Here is a 19,287-nt window from a genome sequence, read left to right as displayed (position 1 = left end):
CATCGCGCATCGCCTGCGTCCGGCGCATCTCGCCGCGCCCCCATGCTACGGTGGCCCGCCCAATCACTCGCGGGAGTTCCGGATCATGCATGCACCCCATTCCCTTCCCCACTCCAAGCGCCGCACCGGCAGGACGCGCCGCATCGGCAAGGCCTGGCGCAAGGCGCTGCACGGCAGCGCGGCGCTCACCCTGCTGCTCTGCGGCGCCGCGCATGCGGACGCGACGCTGCCCAACGGCGGCAGGGTCGTACTCGGCTCCGCCGACTTGTCCAGCGCTCCCGGCGACAACGGGGGAATCAGCCACATCACCCAAGGCGGACCCCATCTGATCATCAACTGGGACAGTTTCAACATCGCCGAAGGCAAGCAGGTCGTTTTCCGGCAGCCGTACCCATCCGCCGTGGCGCTGAACCGCGTGATCGGCAACTCGGCCAGCCAGATCCTGGGTCAGCTGAATGCGAACGGCCAGGTCTTCCTGGTCAACCCCAACGGCATCCTGTTCGGACCGAACTCGCAGATCAACGTGGGCGCGCTGGCCGCCTCGACGCTCGCCCTGAGCAACAGGGACTTCCTGGGCGGACGCGACTACCGCTATGCCACCCAGGGCAAGTCCGCCAGGGTCGTCAACCAGGGCAGCCTGAATGCCAGGGCGGGCGGCTTCATCGCCCTGGTCGGCGGGCAGGTGGACAACCAGGGAACCATGCAAGCGCCCGGCGGCACCATCGCCATGGCCGCCGGCAAGGCGGTCACGCTGACGCGCATCGGCAACGGCGCGCTCAGCGTGCAGATCGATGAAGCCGCGCTGGACACGCTGGCCCGCGATGGCCAGGCCCTGCAAGCCCTTGGAACGCAGTCGGTTTCGCCGGCACTGGCCGAGCAGGCCATGCTGCGCGCGGCGGTGAACGACAAGGGCCTGATCGAGGCCGCGACCCTGACGAAACAGGGCAGCCTCATCGTGGCCGTGGGCCAGGGCGCGAAGATCACTGCCGGCGGCGTGCTGGACGTCAGCGCGCATGCCGGCCATGCCGGCCAGATCCAGCTGTACGGCCAGACGGTGGCCGTGACCGGCGACCTGCTCGCACGCGCCGCGGGCGCGGGCAACGGCGGCCGAATCACGCTGAGCGGCGGGCAGCTGAGCCTGGCCGACGCCAGCCAGGTGGACACGCGATCAGCGCCCGGACGCACGGGCTGGCTGACGCTGGAGTCGAACCGTATCACCGTCGCGCCGGACGCCGCGGCCGGCCAGACCCGCGTCAGCGCCGCCGCGCTGGCCCGCCACCTGGGCCGCAACAACGTGTCGCTGGCATCCACTCAAGCCGACCTCCAGGTGAACGAGGCCGTCGCCTGGAACAACGACCACACGCTGAGCCTGTCCGCCCGCGACAACATCCTGCTGGCGGCCGACATCCAGGCCAGGGGACGCCGAGCCAGCCTGGCGCTGGCGCATGGCGAGAACGCCGACTATCGCCTGGGCAAGGACGTGAAAGTGACACTGTCCGGCGCCGACGCCGGATTCTCGCTGAACGGGCAGACCTATGCCGTCATCCAGGATGCGCGCCAGCTCCAGGAGATGGACAACAACCTGGCCGGCCACTACGTGCTGGGCAATGACATCGACGCCAGCGACACGCGCAACTGGAACATGGGGCGCGGCTTTCTTCCGGTGGGCCAGCATGAAGCCAACAGCTTCCGCGGCACCCTGGCGGGCCTGGGCAATGCCATCGACGGCCTCTACATCAAGCACGACGCGTCTCGACAAGCCTCTACATCCGACAACCTGGGCCTGTTTGGCGTTTCAAGCGGCACTGTCCGCGATCTTGACCTGAAGGATCTGTACATTGCATCCGAGCATGGCGCGCGCGCCATCGGCGGACTGGCTGGCCAGAATCAGGGCGTCATCAGGCAGGTGCGCGCCTCGGGACGGATCGCCAGCATGAACAGCGACGCCGTCGGAGGGCTGGTCGGCGAGAACAGAGGCCTGATCTCACACGTCAGCTTCGACGGCGAGGTCATCAATCGCAACACCGCCGATCATCACGGCGGCAACCTGGGCGGGCTGGCCGGCATGAACTCCTCCAAGGGTGCCCGCATCGAACACGCGATCGCCAGGGCGACGGTCCGAGGTGACGACGCCGCCCCCGGCGGACTGGTTGGCGTGAACGCGGCCGGAGCCGAGATCAGCGATTCCCTGGCCACGGGCGAGGTCTGGTCCAACAACTTCCTGGCCGGCGGGCTGGTCGGCCTCAACGCCGACGGTCGCATCCTCAGATCCGAAGCCTCCGGCCCCGTCATTTCGAACGGCAAGCACCACAACATCCTCGTGGGCCTGAACGTTGGTGTAGACAGCGACATCGTGGACTCGAAGGCGACGTACACCCCTGCCCCGTGAGCGCGGTCCGGTAGGGAAAGACGGATCGGTCCCGCAAGCGCGCCGCGCCCGATCCGATGAAACAAGGCCCCGGCCAGTTTCCTGGCCGGGGCCTTGTCGTTCCTGAGCCGCCCGCGCCTCATCAGGCGCGCCGCGAACGAGGGCGAACCCTCACGCTTGCGGCTTCACGCGAAACCGCCGGTCAAGCCACCGCGACCGGGATCTTGCCGATCTTGGCCTGCCATTCCTTCGGTCCGGTGTTGTGGACCGAAATGCCCTGGGCGTCCACCGCCACGGTCACCGGCATGTCCTTCACATCGAACTCGTAGATGGCTTCCATGCCCAGGTCCTCGAAGGCCAGCACTCGGGCTTCGCGGATCGCCTTGGACACCAGGTAGGCCGCGCCGCCCACCGCCATGAGGTAGGCCGAGCCGTGCTTGCGGATCGCCTCGATGGCGACCGGGCCGCGCTCGGACTTGCCGATCATGGAGATCAGGCCGGTCTGCGCCAGCATCATCTCGGTGAACTTGTCCATGCGGGTGGCGGTGGTGGGACCGGCCGGGCCAACCACTTCGTCGCGCACCGGATCGACCGGGCCCACGTAGTAGATGACGCGGTTGGTGAAGTCCACCGGCAGTTGCTCGCCCTTGGCCAGCATGTCCTGGATGCGCTTGTGCGCGGCGTCGCGGCCGGTGAGCATCTTGCCCGACAGCAGCAGGGTCTGGCCTGGCTTCCAACTGGCGACTTCTTCCTTGGTCAGCGTGTTCAGGTCCACCTGCTTGGACTTGTTGTAGTCCGGCGCCCAGTGCACTTCCGGCCACTCGGACAGCGAGGGCGGATCCAGGCGCGCCGGGCCCGAGCCATCCAGCACGAAGTGGGCGTGGCGGGTGGCGGCGCAGTTCGGGATCATGGCCACGGGCTTCGAAGCCGCGTGGGTCGGGAAGGTGTTGATCTTGACGTCCAGCACCGTGGTCAGGCCGCCCAGGCCCTGGGCGCCGATGCCCAGCGCGTTGACCTTTTCGTACAGCTCGATGCGCAGCTCTTCCAGCTTGTTCTGCGGGCCGCGCGCCAGCAGTTCGTACATGTCGATGTCTTCCATCAACGACTGCTTGGCCATCAGCATGGCTTTTTCAGCGGTGCCGCCGACGCCGATGCCCAGCATGCCGGGCGGGCACCAGCCCGCGCCCATGGTCGGCACGGTCTTGAGCACCCAGTCCACCAGCGAGTCGCTGGGGTTGAGCATGACGAACTTGGTCTTGTTCTCGGAACCGCCGCCCTTGGACGCGATCTGCACGTCGACCTTGTCACCGGGGACCAGGTCGACGTGCAGGATACAGGGCGTGTTGTCGCGGGTGTTCTTGCGGGCGAACAGCGGATCATCCAGCACCGAGGCGCGCAGCGGATTGTCCGGGTTCAGGTAGCCGCGGCGCACGCCTTCGTCACAGAGTTCCTGCAGGCTGCGCTTGGTGTCGAAGCGCACGTCCATGCCGACCTTCAGGAACACGTTGACGATGCCGGTGTCCTGGCACAGCGGACGCTTGCCTTCGGCGCACATGCGCGAGTTGGTCAGGATCTGCGCCATCGCGTCGCGCGCGGCGGGGCTTTCCTCGCGCTCGTAGGCGCGGGCCAGGTGGCGGATGTAGTCCACCGGATGGTAGTAGCTGATGAACTGGATCCCGTCGGCGATCGACTGGACCAGGTCTTCTTCCTTGATGATGACGGACATGGCGAATTTGCTGTCTAGAGGGAAAACGTGAAAACGCGGCCGGGGCGACCGGCCGCGCGCGTAGGGACTAGCCTATTTTATGGTTCTTGCCGGGCGCTCATTTACCTTGCCAAACCGGCTTGCGCTTCTCGGCGAAGGCGGTGGCGCCTTCCTTGGCGTCGGCCGAGGTGAAAATGTGCGCGGTCAGCGGACGCTGGCGGTCGAACATCTCGTCCTGCGACCAGTCGCCCGATTGGGACACGATGCTCTTGGCGGTCTGCACCGACAGCGGGCCGTTCTCGACGATGGCGCGGGCCAGCTCCAGCGCGCCGGCCAGGGCGCCGCCCGGCTCGGTCAGGCGGTTGACCAGTCCGAAGGCATGGGCGCGCTCGGCGGGCAGCATGTCGCCGGTCAGGATCACTTCCATGGCGATGTGGTACGGCAGGCGGCGCGGCAGGCGCAGCATGCCGCCGGCGCCGGCCACCAGGCCGCGCTTGACCTCGGGCAGGCCGAACTTGGCGTTGCTGGCAGCCACGATCAGGTCGGACGCCAGCGCCATTTCGCAGCCGCCAGCCAGGGCGTAGCCTTCCACGGCCGCGATCAGCGGCTTCTTGGGAGGGCGCTCGGTCAGGCCGGCGAAGCCGCGGCCCTCGACGTAGGGACGCTGGCCGGACTTGGCGAAGGCCTTGAGATCCATGCCCGACGAGAAGGTGCCGCCGCCGCCCGTCAGGATGCCGATGCGCACGTCGTCGCGGCTATCGAGCTGATCCAGCGCCGCCGCCATGGCCTGCGCCGTTTCCAGGTTGATGGCGTTCTTGGCCTCGGGACGGTTGATCGTGATGATCTGGATGCCGTCGGTGACTTCCACCGTGATCAGGTCGGACATGGGACAACTCCTTTTTTCGGGTCTGCCGGAATCGAGTTCCAGTTTTATATAAGACTTGGGTACAAGCCGGAATCATACGACCATTGGTTTGCCGGCGCAGGCGCGCCCGGCCGGGGTGTCCGCCAGGCGCGCGCCGTCCCCGGGGGCCAGCGGGCGGCGCCTGATCCGGCCCCATTCCCGCCCACGCGCCCGGCCCTGCCCCGGGCCAGTTAAAATGCCCGGTTTGCCACGCCATGGGCAGTCCCTGCCCCGCGGCCGATTTCCAAGAATCCTATGCTCACTTTTCAGCAAATCATCCTTACGCTCCAGGAATACTGGGACAAGCAGGGTTGCGCCCTGCTGCAACCCTACGACATGGAAGTCGGCGCCGGCACCTCGCACACCGCCACCTTCCTGCGCGCCATCGGTCCGGAGCCCTGGCGCGCCGCCTATGTGCAGCCCTCGCGCCGCCCCAAGGACGGCCGCTACGGCGAGAACCCCAACCGCCTGCAGCACTATTACCAATACCAGGTGGTGCTCAAGCCCGCGCCCCCGGAAATCCTGGACCTGTACATCGGCTCGCTGAAGGCGCTGGGCATCGACCCGGCCGAGCACGACATCCGCTTCGTCGAGGACGACTGGGAAAATCCCACGCTCGGCGCCTGGGGCCTGGGCTGGGAAGTCTGGCTCAACGGCATGGAAGTGACCCAGTTCACCTATTTCCAGCAGGTCGGCGGCCTGGATTGCACGCCGACCACGGGCGAGATCACCTATGGCCTGGAACGCCTGGCCATGTACCTGCAGGACGTGCAGAGCGTGTACGACCTGGTCTGGACCGAAGGCGCCAACGGCCGCCGCGTGCTGTACCGCGACGTGTTCCACCAGAATGAAGTGGAGCAGTCCACCTACAACTTCGAGCATTCCTCGGCCCAGATGCTGTTCGCGCATTTCAACGACTACGAAGCCGAGGCCAAGCGCCTGATGGACGTGCCGCTGGCCCTGCCGGCCTACGAGGCCACGCTGAAGGCCGCGCACACCTTCAACATGCTGGACGCGCGCGGCGCGATCAGCGTGACCGAACGCGCCGCCTACATCGGCCGCATCCGCAACCTGTCGCGCGCCGTCGCCCAGGCTTACTACGACTCCCGCGAGCGGCTGGGCTTTCCCATGCTGGATCGCGACCAGGCCGCCGGGGAGACTGCATAAATGACGACGAACATCCGCCCCCTGCTGGTCGAGCTGCTGACCGAAGAACTCCCGCCCAAGGCCCTGCAGAAGCTGGGCCAGGCTTACGCCGAAGGCGTGCGCGCCACGCTGGCGCGCCATGGCCTGCTGGCCGATGGCTGCACGACAGAGGCCTATGCCACGCCGCGCCGCCTGGCGGTGCGCCTGTCGGCCGTGCTGGCCCAGGCCCCTGACCAGGCCTACGCCGAAAAGCTGATGCCGGTGAAGATCGGCCTGACCGAAGACGGCCAGGCCACGCCCGCGCTGCAAAAGAAGCTGGCCGCCAAGGGCCTGGAAAACATCGACCTGGCCACGCTGGAACGCGAATCCGACGGCAAGCAGGACTACCTGGTCGCCCGCGGCACCGCCCCCGGCGCCGCGCTGGCCACGGGCCTGCAGGAAGGCATCGCCGCCGCCATCGACGGCCTGCCCATTCCCAAGGTCATGCGCTATCAGCTGGCCGACGGCGTGACCACCGTCAAGTTCGTGCGTCCGGCCCACGGCCTGATCGCGCTGCACGGCGCCGACGTGGTGCCCGTGACCGCGCTGGGCCTGGCCGCCGGCCGCGAAACGCTGGGCCACCGCTTCATGAGCAATGGCCCGGTGGCGATACCCGACGCCGACGCCTATGCCGCCACGCTGGCCGACAAGGGCCGCGTCATGGCCTCGTTCGAGGGCCGCCGCGCCGACATCGAGCGCCAGTTGCTGGACCACGCCGGCCGCCTGTCCGCCACGCTGGGCGACGATCCGGAAGTCGCCGCGCTGCTGGACGAAGTCACCGCGCTGGTCGAGCATCCCACCGTCTACGTGGGCGAGTTCGAGGAACAATTCCTGCAGGTGCCGCAGGAATGCCTGATCCTGACGATGCGCCTGAACCAGAAGTACTTCCCGCTGTTCGACCCGGCCAGCGGCCGCCTGACGCACCGCTTCCTGATCGTGAGCAACATGCACACGGCCAATCCGGTGAACATCGTCGAAGGCAACCAGCGCGTGGTGCGCCCGCGCCTGGCCGACGCGCAGTTCTTCTTCAACACCGACCGCAAGACGCCGCTGGCCGCGCGCGTCGAGCAGCTGGGCGCTATCGTCTACCACAACAAGCTGGGCACCCAGCTCGAACGCGTCGAGCGCGTGCGCGCCATCGCCCGGGGCGTGGCGCAGCAGCTGGGCGGCGACGTCTCGGCCGCTGACCGCGCCGCCCTGCTGGCCAAGGCCGACCTGGGCTCGAACATGGTGGGCGAGTTCCCCGAGCTGCAAGGCATCATGGGCGCGTACTACGCGGCCGGCGACGGCGAACCGGCCAGCGTGGTCGAGGCGCTGCGCACCCAGTACCGCAACCGCTGCGACGCCCCGGTCAACGCCGACACGCTGACCGCCGCCACGCTGTTCATCGCCGAACGCGCCGAAACCCTGGTCGGCATCTGGGCCATCGGCCTGGCGCCCACCGGCGAGCGCGATCCCTTCGGCCTGCGCCGCGCCGCGCTGGGCCTGATCAGCGCCTTCGAGCAGCTGGCCGCCGGCGGCTGGCTGAAGATCAACCAGGACGGCCCGCTGTCGCTGGACGGCCTGCTCGACCTGGCCGCTGGCACCTTCCCTGCCGGCAAGATCCCCGCCGACACGCTGGCCGAGGTGCGCGCCTTCATCTATGAACGCTACCGCAACCAGCTGATCGCCGATTCCGACCGCAACGCGGTCGAAGCCGTGATCGCGCTGACGCCGCCGCTGCATCAGGTGGGCGAGCGCGTGCGCGCCGTGGCCGCCTTCGCGCAAATGCCCGAAGCCGCCAGCCTGGCCGCCGCCAACAAGCGCATCGGCAACCTGCTCAAGAAGGCCGAGGGCGAGATCGGCCAGGTGAACGACACCGCGCTGGTCGAGCCCGCCGAAAAGGCGCTGGCCGCCTCGGTCGCGACGCTGCGCCCGCAGGCCGAGGCGCAGTTCGCGACCGGCGACTTCGCCGCCAGCCTGCGCACGCTGGCCCAGGCGCGCGAGCCGGTGGACGCCTTCTTCGCCGACGTCATGGTCATGGCCGAGGACCCGGCCGTGCGCGCCAACCGGCTGGCCCTGCTGGGCCAGTTGCATGGCCTGATGAACCAGGTCGCTGACATTTCCAGGCTGGCACAGTGAAACTGATCATCCTCGACCGCGACGGCGTCATCAATCAGGACAGCGACGCCTTCGTCAAAAGTCCCGACGAATGGATCGCCCTGCCCGGCAGCCTGCAGGCCATCGCCCGGCTGACCCAGGCCGGCTGGAAGGTGGTGGTTGCCACCAACCAGTCGGGACTGGCGCGCGGCCTGTTCGACATGGACACGCTCAACGCCATCCACGCCAAGATGCGGCGCGAGCTGGCCGCCGTCGGCGGCAGCATCGACGCCGTCTTCCTGTGCCCGCACGGGCCGGACGACAACTGCGTATGCCGCAAGCCGCTGCCCGGCATGTTCGAGCAGATCGGCGCGCGCTACGACGCCAACCTGAACGACGTGCCGGCGGTGGGCGATTCGCTGCGCGACCTGCAGGCCTCGTCGGCCGCCGGCTGCGCGCCCTGGCTGGTGCTGACCGGCAACGGCGCGAAGACGCAGGCCAAGGGCGGCCTGCCGCCCGGCACGCGCATCTGCGACGACCTGTCGGCCGTGGTCGACCTGCTGTTGCAAGACAAAGAGGCCTGACCCGATGGCCCGGCTCCGTTCGCTGCTTTACGCCATTTTCCTGATCGTCACGGTCATTCCCTACGCCTTCGCCTGCGTCCTGTGGGCGCCGCTGCCGCTGCACCTGCGCTACAAGCTCACCGTGGGCTGGCCGCGCCTGGCGATCTGGGGCGCGCGCGTGATCTGCGGCATCCGCTGGCAGGTGAAGGGCTGGGAAAACCTGCCCGACGGCCCGGCCGTGATCCTGTCCAAGCACCAGTCCGCGTGGGAAACGCTGTTCTTTCCCGCCTACATGCCGCGCGAAGTCTGCTTCGTCTACAAGAAGGAACTGCACATGGTGCCGTTCTTCGGCTGGGGCCTGGCGCTGCTGCGCATGATCGCCATCGACCGCAGCAAGGGCCGCGACGCCTTCGAGCAGGTCGTCGCCCAGGGTCGCAAGCGCATGGACGAGGGCCGCTGGCCTCTGCTCTTTCCGGAAGGCACGCGCGTGCCCCCGGGCCAGGCCGGCCGGTTCAAGATGGGCGGCGCGCTGCTGGCCTCGCGCACCGGCGCCAAGGTCATCCCGGTGGCGCACAACGCCGGCGAATGCTGGCGACGCAACGCCTTCGTGAAGCGCCCGGGACTGGTTACGCTGTCCATCGGACCCGCGATAGAATCTCAGGGACTCCCCCCCGAGGAACTGAACCAGAAGGTCCAGGACTGGATCGAAGGGGAAATGCGGCGTCTCAACCCTGAAAGGTATGTCTAGCAGCGCTCAGCTCGAACTCCTGTTCGACTCGCGGGAAACCGGCGCGCCGGAAGGCGTGCCGCCGGCGGACGCCGCGCCGCGCGCGCCGCCCGGACCGCGCCCCGCGCCTGACGCGCCGTCCCCGGCGCGTCTGCCGGATCCGTCCCCCGCCCACTCGGGCGAACCGCTGCTGACGCTGTCCCCGAATGCCTCGGCCCGCGTGCCGACGCCCTGCCCCGATCCACTGCCGCCCGGCGCCCGCTGGCGCGAGGTGAACACCGACGAACAGCCCATCGGCTTCGTGCTGCTGCGCTCGCGCCGCCGCAGCATCGGCTTCGTCATCACCGACGACGGTCTGCGCGTCACCGCGCCCAACTGGGTCACGCTGGGCCAGATCGACGACGCGGTGCGCGAGAAAGCCCGCTGGATCCTGAACAAGCTGCGCGAATGGCACGCCCGCAAGCGGCAGCTGGCCATGGCGCACACGCGCTGGCAGGCCGGCGGCGAGCTGCCTTATCTGGGCCGGCGCATCGTCATCGGCGTGGGCGGCGACAGCCGCCAGGCCGCGCTCTCGGGCGACGCCGACGCCCCACGGGACGGCGACACGCTGTGGCTGGCCCTGCCCGCCAACGCCGACCAGGGCCGCATCCGCGACGCCGCCCAGGCCTGGCTGCAACAGCGCGCCGGCGCCTGGTTCGGCGCGCGCCTGGCGCATTTCCTGCAGATCAGCGGCCTGAAGATCCGCCGCTGGCGGCTGTCTTCCGCCGCGACCCGCTGGGGCTCGTGCACCAGCGACGGCAACATCATGCTGAACTGGCGCCTGATCCACTTCGCGCCGGCCATCATCGACTACGTGATCGCGCACGAGCTGGCCCACCTGCGCGAAATGAACCACAGCCAGGACTTCTGGCGCGAAGTGGGCCAGATCCTGCCCGATTTCGAGGACGCCAAGAACATCCTGCGGCGCCACGATCCGGCATCCCTGCCTCAATTCTGAGGCGCCTTGGAGACACGACGATGCTGCTGCTGATTCCCGGCCCGGTGACCACCGACGCACGGGTGAGGGCCGCCGCGGCGCAGGACTATGCGCCCTGGGACAACGATTTCCGCGAACTCTACCGCCAGGTCTGCGCCGGCGTGCTGCGCGCCGCCTGCGCGCGGCCCGACGAACATGTCGCGCTGGCCTTGCCCGGCTGCGGTCACTTCGCTGTCGAGGCCGCGATCCGCACGCTGATGCCGCCAGGCGGACGCCTGCTGGTGCCGTCCACCGGCGCCTATGCCAGCCGCCTGCAGCGGCTCGCCGCCGAGGCCGGCCGCGTGGCCGTGCCGCTGTACGTGGGCGTGCGCGACCGCATCGATCCGCAGGCCGTGGCCCAGGCCCTGGAACAGGACCCGACGATCAGCCACGTGGCCCTGGTCTACAGCGAAACCAGCAGCGGCATCTGCCACGATGCGCCCGCCATCGCCCGCGTCGCGCAGGCGCTGGGGCGGCGCGTCATCATCGACGCGGTCTCGGCCTTTGGCGCGCTGCCGCTGGATCTGTCGGACCTGCCGGCCGTGGACGCGGTGGCCCTGACCGCCAACAAATGCCTGGAGGGCCTGCCCGGCGCCGCCTTCGTGGTGGCGCGGCGCGACAGCCTGGACGCCGCGCAGGGCCGCGCCGGCAGCTGGTCGCTGGACCTGGCCGACATCTATCAGCAAAGCCTGCAGCCCAACGCCGGGCCGCGCTTCACCCCGCCCGCGCCCACGCTGGCCGCCTTCGCCGTCGCGCTGGCGCGCTATCATGAGGAGGGCCGCGAGGCGCGCCTGGCGCGCTACACGGCCAATATGCGCGCGCTGTACCAAGGCGTCGGCGAGATCGGCCTGACGCCCTGGCTGCCGCCGGCGCTGCAGGGCCCCATCGTCGTCAATGTGCTGGCCCCGGACACGCCGGCCTGGGACCTGCAGGCCTTCGTCGACGCGCTCAAGCGCCGAGGCTACGTGCTCAGCAATTTCAAGAACACCGAACAGCCTTCCTTCCGTGTCGGCTGCATCGGCGCCTTCGCAGCCGACCAGATGCGGCAAGCCGTCCAGGCCATGGGCGAGGCGCTGTCCGAACTCGGCATCCGCGGGACCGCCGCCGGCCAGAAGCCGGCGCTCCCTTCCACCCTGACCGCATAGGAAACACCAACATGCGCCTGCTACACACCATGCTGCGAGTCGGCAACCTCGACAAATCCATCGACTTCTACACCAACGTGCTCGGCATGCGCGTCCTGCGCCGCAACGACTATCCGGACGGCAAGTTCACGCTGGCCTTTGTCGGCTACCAGGACGAGGCCGAAGGCGCCGTCATCGAGCTGACCCACAACTGGGACACCGACAAGTACGACCTGGGCAGCGGCTACGGCCACATCGCCCTGGAAGTCGACAATGCCTACGAAGCCTGTGACAAGGTCAAGGAACGCGGCGGCAAGGTCACTCGCGAAGCCGGCCCGATGAAGCACGGCACGACGGTTATCGCCTTCGTCGAAGACCCCGACGGCTACAAGATCGAGTTCATCCAGAAAAAGGGTTGACCCCCCCGAAGCGCTGCGCGCTTCCCCCCAGGGGGCGCGGCAGCGGACCGGCAGAGCCGGATCCGCGCCGCCCCGCTCTGCGCCGCGCCTGCTTCATGCGCGCGGGGGATGCGCTTGATCGACAAACAACCACGACGCCATCATGATTCACACCATCCTCAAAATGGGCGACCCTCGGCTGCTGCGCGTGGCCGCGCCCGTGGCGCATTTCGGCACGCCCGAGCTGCGCGCGCTGGTCGCGGACATGTTCGAGACCATGGCCGCCGCCCAGGGCGTGGGACTGGCCGCGCCGCAGATCGGCGTGGACCTGCAACTGGTGATCTTCGGCTTCGACCGCAACGAGCGCTATCCCGACGCGCCGGCGGTGCCGCAGACCATCCTGTGCAATCCGGTCATCACGCCGCTGTCCGACGAGATGGAAGACGGCTGGGAAGGCTGCCTGTCGGTGCCCGGCCTGCGCGGCCTGGTGCCGCGCTATCGCCATATCCGCTACACCGGCCTGGATCCGCAGGGCCAGCCGATCGAGCGCGAGGCCGAGGGCTTTCACGCCCGCGTGGTGCAGCATGAATGCGACCACCTGATCGGGCGCCTGTATCCGTCCCGCATCCAGGACTTCAGCAAGTTCGGCTACACCGAGATCCTGTTCCCCGGCATGGATCCGAACCAGGACGATTGAGGACGCCGCGACACGGCGGCCTCAATCGCCGCTGGGCTGCGCATTGTCGCGGCCCGCGCCGGGCGACAGTTCCTCCGGCGCGAAATCATCCACCTGCAGCACCTCGGCCGCCGATGCCTCGGCGGCCTCCAGCTGCGCCGCCTGCGCATCGGTGATGGCGCCCTGCCGATGGGCCTCGCGCCAGTCGCGCAGGCCGGACTGGCGTAGCCGGTCGCGTAGCGGCTGCACCGCTTCCGCCAGCGCGAACGCGCGCGTCAGCTGCCCCAGCGGGTCCGGCCCGGGCTCGCGCTGCAATTCCGCCGCCAGGCGGTCATGCGTGGGCGAGGGCTTGAGCAACAGCTCGGCGCATTCGCGCGTCAAGGCGTCGTCCGGCCCCTTGGCGAGCCGCAGCGGCAGGATGGCGGCGCGCAGGCCCCAGGCCAGCACCCGGCCCGGCAGGTTGGACAGCACCTGGTCCATGGCGCCCTCGATGCGAGCCGCACCCTGCTCCATGCACCAGCGCACCAGCGGCAGGTCGTCGTGCTTGCGGCCTTCATCTTCCCAGCGCTTGAGCACGGCCGACAACAGATACAGCTCGGACAGAATGTCGCCCAATCTTGCGGAGAGCAGCTCGCGGCGCTTGAGCGCGCCGCCCAGGCTGGCCAGCGAGGCGTCGGCCAGCAGCGCGAAGCCGGCGGCGTAGCGGCCCAGCCTGCGGTAGTGGCGGGCCGTCGGCCCCGATGTGGGCGTGGGCGCCAGCATGCCGCCGGTCCAGGCCCGCCCGATGGCGCGCAGGGACGTCATGCCGACGTGCCGCAGATGACGCCAGAACACGTCGTGGAAGACCTCCATGCCGCGCTCTTCGTCCGGATTGCCCAGCGCCAGCATCTCGGGCATCAGGTACGGATGCGCGCGGATGGCGCCCTGGCCGAAGATGATCAGGTTGCGCGTCAGGATGTTGGCGCCTTCGACCGTGATGGCGATGGGCACGGCGCGGTGCAGCGAACCCAGGTAGTTGCGCGGCCCGTCGATCACGCCCCGGCCCGCGTGCACGTCCATGGCGTCGTTGACCGACTGGCGCATGCGCTCGGTCGCGTGATATTTCATGATGCCGGATACCACGGCCGGCTTGACGCCCTGGTTCAGGGCCGCGCAGGTCAGGCGGCGCGCGGCCTCGACCAGGTAGGCGTTGCCGGCCAGGTTGGCCAGCTTTTCCTGCACGCCCTCGAAGCGCCCCACCGGCAGGCCGAACTGCTCGCGCACGCGCGCGTACATGCCGGTGGCGTGAGCCCCCAGCGCGGCCGCCGCCGCCGACAGCGAGGGCAGCGAAATGCCACGCCCGGCCGCCAGCGCGCTCATCAGCATCTGCCAGCCGTGGCCGGCGCGCTCCTCGCCGCCGATCAGCGCGTCCAGCGGCACGAACACGTCGCGGCCGCGATTGGGGCCGTTCTGAAAGGCCTGCATGGCGGGCAGATGGCGCCGGCCGATCTCCACGCCCGGCGCATCGACCTGCACCAGCGCCACCGAGATGCCGATGTCGCGCGGCTCGCCCAGGATGCCGTCGGGATCGGACAGCTTGAAGGCCAGCCCCAGCACCGTGGCCACCGGGCCCAGCGTGATGTAGCGCTTGTGCCAGTTCAGCCGGATGCCGATCAGCTCGCGCCCATCCACCACCTGGCGGCAGACCACGCCGGTGTCGGTCATGGAGGCCGCGTCCGAGCCGGCCTCGGGGCTGGTCAGGCCGAAGCAGGGAATCTCGCGCCCGTCGGCCAGGCGCGGCAGCCAGTAGTCGCGTTGCGCCGGCGTGCCGAACTGCATCAGCAGCTCGCCCGGTCCGAGCGAGTTGGGCACCATCACGGTGACGCCGGCGGTGACCGAGTAGGCGGAGATGCGGCGCACCACCTCGGAATGCGCGTAAGGCGAGAAGCCCAGGCCACCGTAGCGGCGCGGGATGATCATGCCGAAGAAGCGCTGCGCCTTCAGGAAGGCCCAGACCTCGGGCGGCAGGTCGCGGCGGTTCCAGCTGATATCCCATTCGTCCAGCATGGCGCACAGCTGCGCCACGGGCCCGTCGATGAACTTCCGCTCGTCCGGCGTCAGCGTGGCGGCCGGCACGTCCAGCAGCTTGCGCCAGTCCGGATTGCCGCTGAAGAGATCGGCCTCCCACCAGGTGTCGCCGGCCTCGATGGCCTCGCGTTCGGTCGCGGACATGGGCGGCAGCGCGCGGCGCGCCCAACGGTAGGCAGGTTCGGAAACGCGGCGCCGGCGCCAGGCGTTGAAATCCATGGGCTCCCCTTTTGCTGTCGTCGTCCCCGGGCCGTCGGCCCTGGGACGCATCGGGTCAAAGTACCAGAATTGCGGACGCGCGACCACGCGGGGGCCGCCCGACTCTGCGACAATGCCCGGGCGCCCAGTCGAACCGCGCCCCGCGCCCAGGCGCGCAGGGCCGACGCCGCGCGGCCCATTTTTCGTACCATCAGGCCCAAGACATGCTGAACAAACTCTGGCTGAGTTTCTTTCTCGCCGCCGCGGCAGCCGCGTTCTACCGCTGGCTCGCCATCGGCGACGCCGAGGTCTTCCGCGCCATGATCGCCAGCCTGTTCGACATGGCCCGCGTGTCGGTTGAAGTCATGGTGCTGCTGTTCGGCACGCTGACGCTGTGGCTGGGATTCCTGCGCATCGCCGAGGGCGCGGGCCTGGTGGAACGGCTGGCGCGGCTGCTCGGCCCGCTGTTCGCGCGCCTGATGCCCGAGGTGCCGCGCAACCATCCCGCCATCGGCCTGATCACGCTGAACTTTGCCGCCAACGGCCTGGGCCTGGACAACGCGGCCACGCCCATCGGCCTGCGCGCCATGCGCGAGCTGCAGTCGCTCAATCCCAAGCCCGACACGGCCAGCAACGCGCAGATCCTGTTCCTGGTGCTCAATGCCTCGTCGCTGACCCTGCTGCCGGTGTCGCTGTTCATGTTCCGCGCGCAACAGGGCGCGGCAGATCCGACGCTGGTGTTCCTGCCCATTCTGCTGGCCACTTGCGCCTCCACGCTGGCCGGCTTCCTGGCGGTGGCGTTCTGCCAGCGCCTGAAACTGACGGATCCGGTGGTGCTGGCCTGGCTGGGCGGCGGCGCGCTGGCGCTGGGCGGCTTCATGGCACTGCTGGCCAGCATGACGGCCACCGCCATCGCCGCGCTGTCCTCGCTGCTGGGCAACCTGACGCTGTTCTGCATCCTGCTGCTGTTCCTGCTGGCCGGCGCCTGGAAAAAGGTGCCGGTGTACGAGGCCTTCGTCGAGGGCGCCAAGGAAGGCTTCGACATCGCCAAGAACCTGCTGCCCTACCTGGTGGCCATGCTCTGCGCGGTGGGTATGCTGCGGGCCTCGGGCGCGCTCGACTTCCTGCTTGACGGAATCCGCTGGCTGGCCGCCCAGGCGGGCTGGGACGCGCGCTTCGTGGACGCCCTGCCCACCGCCCTGGTCAAGCCCTTTTCCGGCAGCGCGGCGCGCGCGCTGATGCTGGAGACCATGACGCACTTCGGCGTGGACAGCTTCCCCGCGCTGCTGGCCACCGTGGTGCAGGGCAGCACCGAGACCACCTTCTACGTGCTGGCGGTGTACTTCGGCTCGGTGGGCATCCTGCGCGCGCGCCACGCCGTGGCCTGCGCGCTGGTGGCCGACGCGGCCGGCGTGCTGGCCGCGATCGGCGTGTGCTACTGGTTCTTCGGTTGAACGCCGCGCCTTCGAGCCGGCGACGGCGTTGTCGGGCCAGGCAGGGCCCGGCCTTGCGCGGCCGCGCCTGACTCGGCCCGACCTGACGCGGCCCGACCCACCCGCATCAATCCACCAGCAGGATCTTCATGCCATTGGTGCCGCCGCTGTCACGATAGAAATCGCCCTTGGTCAGGATGACCCAGTCGCCGCTCTGCACCAGGTTGCGCTTGCGCAGTTCGTCGATGGCCGCGTTGCTCAGGTCGGCGGGCTCGTAGTCGGACGGCGCGAAGGGAATCGTGTAGACCCCGCGGAACATCGTCACACGATTCTGCGTGACACTGTGCGGGCTGTAGCAGTAGATCGGCACGCCCGAACGGATGCGCGACATGATCAGCGGCGTGTGGCCGCTTTCGGTCAGCGCGATGATGGCCTTGACGCCGGGGAAGTGGTTGGCCGCGTACATGGCGGCCAACGCGATGGTCTCGTCGCAACGCGTGAAGGTCTCGCCCAGGCGATGGTGCGACTGGGTCGAGGTCGGGTGCTTTTCCGCGCCCAGGCAGACGCGCGCCATGGCCTGCACCGTCTCGACCGGGTATTGGCCCGAGGCGCTCTCGGCCGACAGCATGACGGCGTCGGTGTAGTCGAGCACGGCGTTGGCCACGTCGGAGACTTCGGCGCGCGTGGGCATGGGGCTGGAGATCATGGACTCCATCATCTGCGTGGCCGTGATCACGACCTTGTTCAGCGTGCGCGCGTGCTGGATGATGCGCTTCTGGATGCCCACCAGCTCGGCGTCGCCCACTTCCACGCCCAGGTCGCCACGCGCCACCATGACGCCGTCGCTGGCGCGGATCAGCGCATCCAGCGCCTCGTCGTCGGCCACGGCCTCGGCGCGCTCGATCTTGGCGATGATCCAGGCATCGCTGCCGGCCGCGTGCAGCAGGGTCCGCGCCTCGTCGATGTCGCTGCCGTAACGCGGAAACGAGACCGCCACGTAATCCAGTTCCATCTCGGCGGCGAGCTTGATGTCGACGCGATCCTTGTCGGTCAGGCTGGGCGCGGACAGGCCGCCGCCGCGGCGGTTGATGCCCTTGTTGTTGGACAGCGGGCCGCCGACAGTTACGGTGGTGCGGACCTCGTCGCCCTCGACGCTATCCACCACCAGCACCACGCGGCCGTCGTCGAGCAGCAGCTCGTCGCCCACGCGGCAGTCCTGCACCAACTCTGGGTAATCAATGCCGACGATGCTGGCCGTGCCCGCTTCCTTGGGATGGACGCGCGACAGGGTGAAGGGCTGGCCCACCTGCAGCTGCACCAGCTTGTCGGTGAAGCGCGCGATGCGGATCTTCGGTCCTTGCAGGTCGCCCATGATCGCGACGTAGCGGCCCTGCCGCGCCGCGATCTCGCGCACCAGGCGCGCGCGTTCGCGGTGGTCGTCGGCGCTGCCGTGCGAGAAGTTCAGTCGAGCCACATCCAGCCCGGCCCGGATCAGGGCCTCGATGCGCTCGGGCGTCGACGTCGACGGTCCCAGGGTGGCGACAATTTTGGTGCGGCGCAGTACGGGCATGGGAATCCTATCTCGCAAGAAACAACGGAAACGCTATGGTACGACGCGATGCGAGCGCGCGGGTATCATGAACGCCACCTATCCTGACCAGGCTTGTCCGCATCGTGAAAATCGTCATCGCACCCGACTCGTTCAAGGAAAGCATTTCCGCGCCAGCCGCGGCCGAGGCCATAGCCCGCGGCGTGAAAGCCGCTATTCCCGGCGCGCAGACTGTCTGCGTGCCCATGGCCGATGGCGGCGAGGGCACGGTCGAGGCGGTGCTCGCCGCGGCCTCGGGCGAAGCGCGCATGCAGACCGTGAACGATGCGCTGGGCCACAAGGTCGACGCGGTCTGGGGCATGCTGGCGGACGGCACGGCCATCATCGAAATGGCCGCCGCTTCCGGCCTGGAGCTGATCGCGCCGGCGCGCCGAGACCCGATGCGCGCCAGCAGCCACGGCGTGGGCGAGCTGATCCTGGCCGCGCTCGACGCCGGCGCGCGCCACATCATCCTGGGCCTGGGCGGCTCCGCCACCAACGACGCCGGCGCAGGCATGCTGACCGCGCTGGGCGCGCGGCTGCTGGACGCCGAGGGGCACAGCCTGCCGCCAGGCGGCGGCGCGCTGGCGCGGATCGCCTCCATCGATGTCCAAGGACTCGACCCCAGGCTGGCCGGCGCGCGCATCGACGTGGCCAGCGACGTGGACAATCCGCTCTGCGGTCCGCAGGGCGCGTCGCACGTATTCGGTCCGCAGAAAGGCGCGACGCCCGCACAGGTGCATGAGCTGGACCAGGCGCTGGAACGTTTTGCCGACATCTGCGCGCGCAGCCTGGGGGTCGACCATCGCGATGCGCCCGGCGCGGGCGCCGCGGGCGGCCTGGGCTTCGCGGCCAAGGCATTCCTGGACGCGCGCTTTCGCCCCGGCGTGGACATCGTGGCCGAGCTGGGCGGACTGGCGCAAGCCGTGGAAGGCGCCACGCTGGTGTTCACCGGCGAAGGCCGGATGGATGCGCAGACGCTGCGCGGCAAGACGCCGGCCGGCGTCGCCCGGATCGCCCGGCAGGCAGGCGTGCCCGTGGTGGCCCTGGCCGGCTCGCTGGGCGAAGGCTACGAGGCCCTGCACGCCTGCGGCATCAGCGCGGCGTTCAGCCTCGCGCCCGGCCCCATCACGCTGCAGCAGGCGCTCAACGACGCCGAACGCCTGCTGCACGATCGCGCGCGCGACGTGATGCAGCTATGGATGGCCGCGCAGAAACGCATGCTGTAGCGCAGGGCGCCGGCTGCCGCGCTTGCGG

15 protein-coding genes are annotated in these 19,287 nt (G+C 69.3%); 11 read left to right on the top strand and 4 right to left on the bottom strand.

The features are described 5' to 3' along the window. Positions 1 to 85: 85 nt before the first annotated feature. Positions 86 to 2,389 (top strand): two-partner secretion domain-containing protein, encoded by a 2,304-nt coding sequence (locus tag AC6LJ5_RS05835; protein ID WP_498140031.1) that lies wholly within the window; start codon positions 86 to 88, stop codon positions 2,387 to 2,389. Positions 2,390 to 2,570: 181 nt separating this feature from the next. On the opposite strand, the gene AC6LJ5_RS05830 is transcribed toward AC6LJ5_RS05835, so the two are convergent. After that, positions 2,571 to 4,094: a fumarate hydratase gene (locus AC6LJ5_RS05830; RefSeq protein WP_498140030.1), complete on the bottom strand. Its 1,524-nt coding sequence runs from the start codon at positions 4,092 to 4,094 to the stop codon at positions 2,571 to 2,573. A 97-nt stretch (positions 4,095 to 4,191) separates the two neighbouring features. Further along, complete coding sequence (locus tag AC6LJ5_RS05825) at positions 4,192 to 4,959, bottom strand: crotonase/enoyl-CoA hydratase family protein (RefSeq protein ID WP_392410710.1); 768 nt, start codon at positions 4,957 to 4,959, stop codon at positions 4,192 to 4,194. A 273-nt stretch (positions 4,960 to 5,232) separates the two neighbouring features. On the opposite strand from AC6LJ5_RS05825, the gene glyQ reads away from it, so the two are divergent. From glyQ to def, 8 genes are all read left to right on the top strand, one after another. After that, complete coding sequence (gene glyQ, locus AC6LJ5_RS05820; RefSeq protein ID WP_103272554.1) at positions 5,233 to 6,144, top strand: glycine--tRNA ligase subunit alpha; 912 nt, start codon at positions 5,233 to 5,235, stop codon at positions 6,142 to 6,144. Further along, complete coding sequence (glyS, locus tag AC6LJ5_RS05815) at positions 6,145 to 8,283, top strand: glycine--tRNA ligase subunit beta (protein WP_498140029.1); 2,139 nt, start codon at positions 6,145 to 6,147, stop codon at positions 8,281 to 8,283. Then, positions 8,280 to 8,825 carry a D-glycero-beta-D-manno-heptose 1,7-bisphosphate 7-phosphatase gene (gene gmhB, locus AC6LJ5_RS05810; protein WP_498140028.1) on the top strand — a complete coding sequence of 182 codons (546 nt, stop codon included), beginning with the start codon at positions 8,280 to 8,282 and terminating at the stop codon, positions 8,823 to 8,825. The genes glyS and gmhB overlap by 4 nt, the downstream gene beginning before the upstream one ends. Positions 8,826 to 8,829: 4 nt before the next feature. Beyond that, entirely contained in the window at positions 8,830 to 9,552 is a 723-nt protein-coding gene (locus AC6LJ5_RS05805; RefSeq protein WP_103272551.1) for a lysophospholipid acyltransferase family protein, read from the top strand. Continuing rightward, on the top strand, positions 9,545 to 10,528 hold the full coding sequence (locus tag AC6LJ5_RS05800; protein WP_498140027.1) for a M48 family metallopeptidase: 984 nt from the start codon (positions 9,545 to 9,547) through the stop codon (positions 10,526 to 10,528). The genes AC6LJ5_RS05805 and AC6LJ5_RS05800 overlap by 8 nt, the downstream gene beginning before the upstream one ends. Positions 10,529 to 10,548: 20 nt before the next feature. Then, a complete protein-coding gene (locus AC6LJ5_RS05795; protein ID WP_498140026.1) occupies positions 10,549 to 11,691 on the top strand; it encodes a 2-aminoethylphosphonate--pyruvate transaminase in 1,143 nt (380 codons plus the stop codon). An 11-nt stretch (positions 11,692 to 11,702) separates the two neighbouring features. Further along, positions 11,703 to 12,089 (top strand): lactoylglutathione lyase, encoded by a 387-nt coding sequence (gene gloA / locus AC6LJ5_RS05790; RefSeq protein ID WP_392410713.1) that lies wholly within the window; start codon positions 11,703 to 11,705, stop codon positions 12,087 to 12,089. A 142-nt stretch (positions 12,090 to 12,231) separates the two neighbouring features. Continuing rightward, positions 12,232 to 12,765, top strand: coding sequence for a peptide deformylase (gene def, locus AC6LJ5_RS05785; RefSeq protein ID WP_103272547.1), 534 nt, complete (start codon positions 12,232 to 12,234; stop codon positions 12,763 to 12,765). A gap of 21 nt (positions 12,766 to 12,786) precedes the next feature. On the opposite strand, the gene AC6LJ5_RS05780 is transcribed toward def, so the two are convergent. Beyond that, positions 12,787 to 15,030: an acyl-CoA dehydrogenase gene (locus tag AC6LJ5_RS05780; RefSeq protein ID WP_498140025.1), complete on the bottom strand. Its 2,244-nt coding sequence runs from the start codon at positions 15,028 to 15,030 to the stop codon at positions 12,787 to 12,789. 203 nt (positions 15,031 to 15,233) lie between these two features. Between AC6LJ5_RS05780 and AC6LJ5_RS05775 the strand changes: the two genes are divergently transcribed. Continuing rightward, positions 15,234 to 16,463 carry a nucleoside recognition domain-containing protein gene (locus AC6LJ5_RS05775; RefSeq protein ID WP_498140024.1) on the top strand — a complete coding sequence of 410 codons (1,230 nt, stop codon included), beginning with the start codon at positions 15,234 to 15,236 and terminating at the stop codon, positions 16,461 to 16,463. Between the two features lie 106 nt (positions 16,464 to 16,569). Here the strand turns inward: AC6LJ5_RS05775 and pyk are convergent, their stop codons facing one another. Beyond that, entirely contained in the window at positions 16,570 to 18,012 is a 1,443-nt protein-coding gene (gene pyk / locus AC6LJ5_RS05770) for a pyruvate kinase (RefSeq protein ID WP_103272544.1), read from the bottom strand. A 104-nt stretch (positions 18,013 to 18,116) separates the two neighbouring features. On the opposite strand from pyk, the gene AC6LJ5_RS05765 reads away from it, so the two are divergent. Beyond that, positions 18,117 to 19,259, top strand: a complete 1,143-nt coding sequence (locus AC6LJ5_RS05765; protein WP_498140023.1) for a glycerate kinase — start codon at positions 18,117 to 18,119, stop codon at positions 19,257 to 19,259. Positions 19,260 to 19,287 lie beyond the last annotated feature (28 nt).

Source organism: Achromobacter sp. 1011791174, from assembly GCF_059760925.1.
The sequence above is the reverse complement of the archived record's forward strand: the minus strand, read 5'-3'. Positions and strand labels throughout refer to the sequence as shown.

Coding starts and splice junctions, on each gene's coding strand:
- AC6LJ5_RS05835 (WP_498140031.1), top strand. CDS start 86: ATGCATGCACCCCATTCCCTTCCCCACTCCAAGCGCCGCACCGGCAGG.
- AC6LJ5_RS05830 (WP_498140030.1), bottom strand. CDS start 4,094: ATGTCCGTCATCATCAAGGAAGAAGACCTGGTCCAGTCGATCGCCGAC.
- AC6LJ5_RS05825 (WP_392410710.1), bottom strand. CDS start 4,959: ATGTCCGACCTGATCACGGTGGAAGTCACCGACGGCATCCAGATCATC.
- glyQ (WP_103272554.1), top strand. CDS start 5,233: ATGCTCACTTTTCAGCAAATCATCCTTACGCTCCAGGAATACTGGGAC.
- glyS (WP_498140029.1), top strand. CDS start 6,145: ATGACGACGAACATCCGCCCCCTGCTGGTCGAGCTGCTGACCGAAGAA.
- AC6LJ5_RS05805 (WP_103272551.1), top strand. CDS start 8,830: ATGGCCCGGCTCCGTTCGCTGCTTTACGCCATTTTCCTGATCGTCACG.
- AC6LJ5_RS05800 (WP_498140027.1), top strand. CDS start 9,545: ATGTCTAGCAGCGCTCAGCTCGAACTCCTGTTCGACTCGCGGGAAACC.
- AC6LJ5_RS05795 (WP_498140026.1), top strand. CDS start 10,549: ATGCTGCTGCTGATTCCCGGCCCGGTGACCACCGACGCACGGGTGAGG.
- gloA (WP_392410713.1), top strand. CDS start 11,703: ATGCGCCTGCTACACACCATGCTGCGAGTCGGCAACCTCGACAAATCC.
- def (WP_103272547.1), top strand. CDS start 12,232: ATGATTCACACCATCCTCAAAATGGGCGACCCTCGGCTGCTGCGCGTG.
- AC6LJ5_RS05780 (WP_498140025.1), bottom strand. CDS start 15,030: ATGGATTTCAACGCCTGGCGCCGGCGCCGCGTTTCCGAACCTGCCTAC.
- AC6LJ5_RS05775 (WP_498140024.1), top strand. CDS start 15,234: ATGCTGAACAAACTCTGGCTGAGTTTCTTTCTCGCCGCCGCGGCAGCC.
- pyk (WP_103272544.1), bottom strand. CDS start 18,012: ATGCCCGTACTGCGCCGCACCAAAATTGTCGCCACCCTGGGACCGTCG.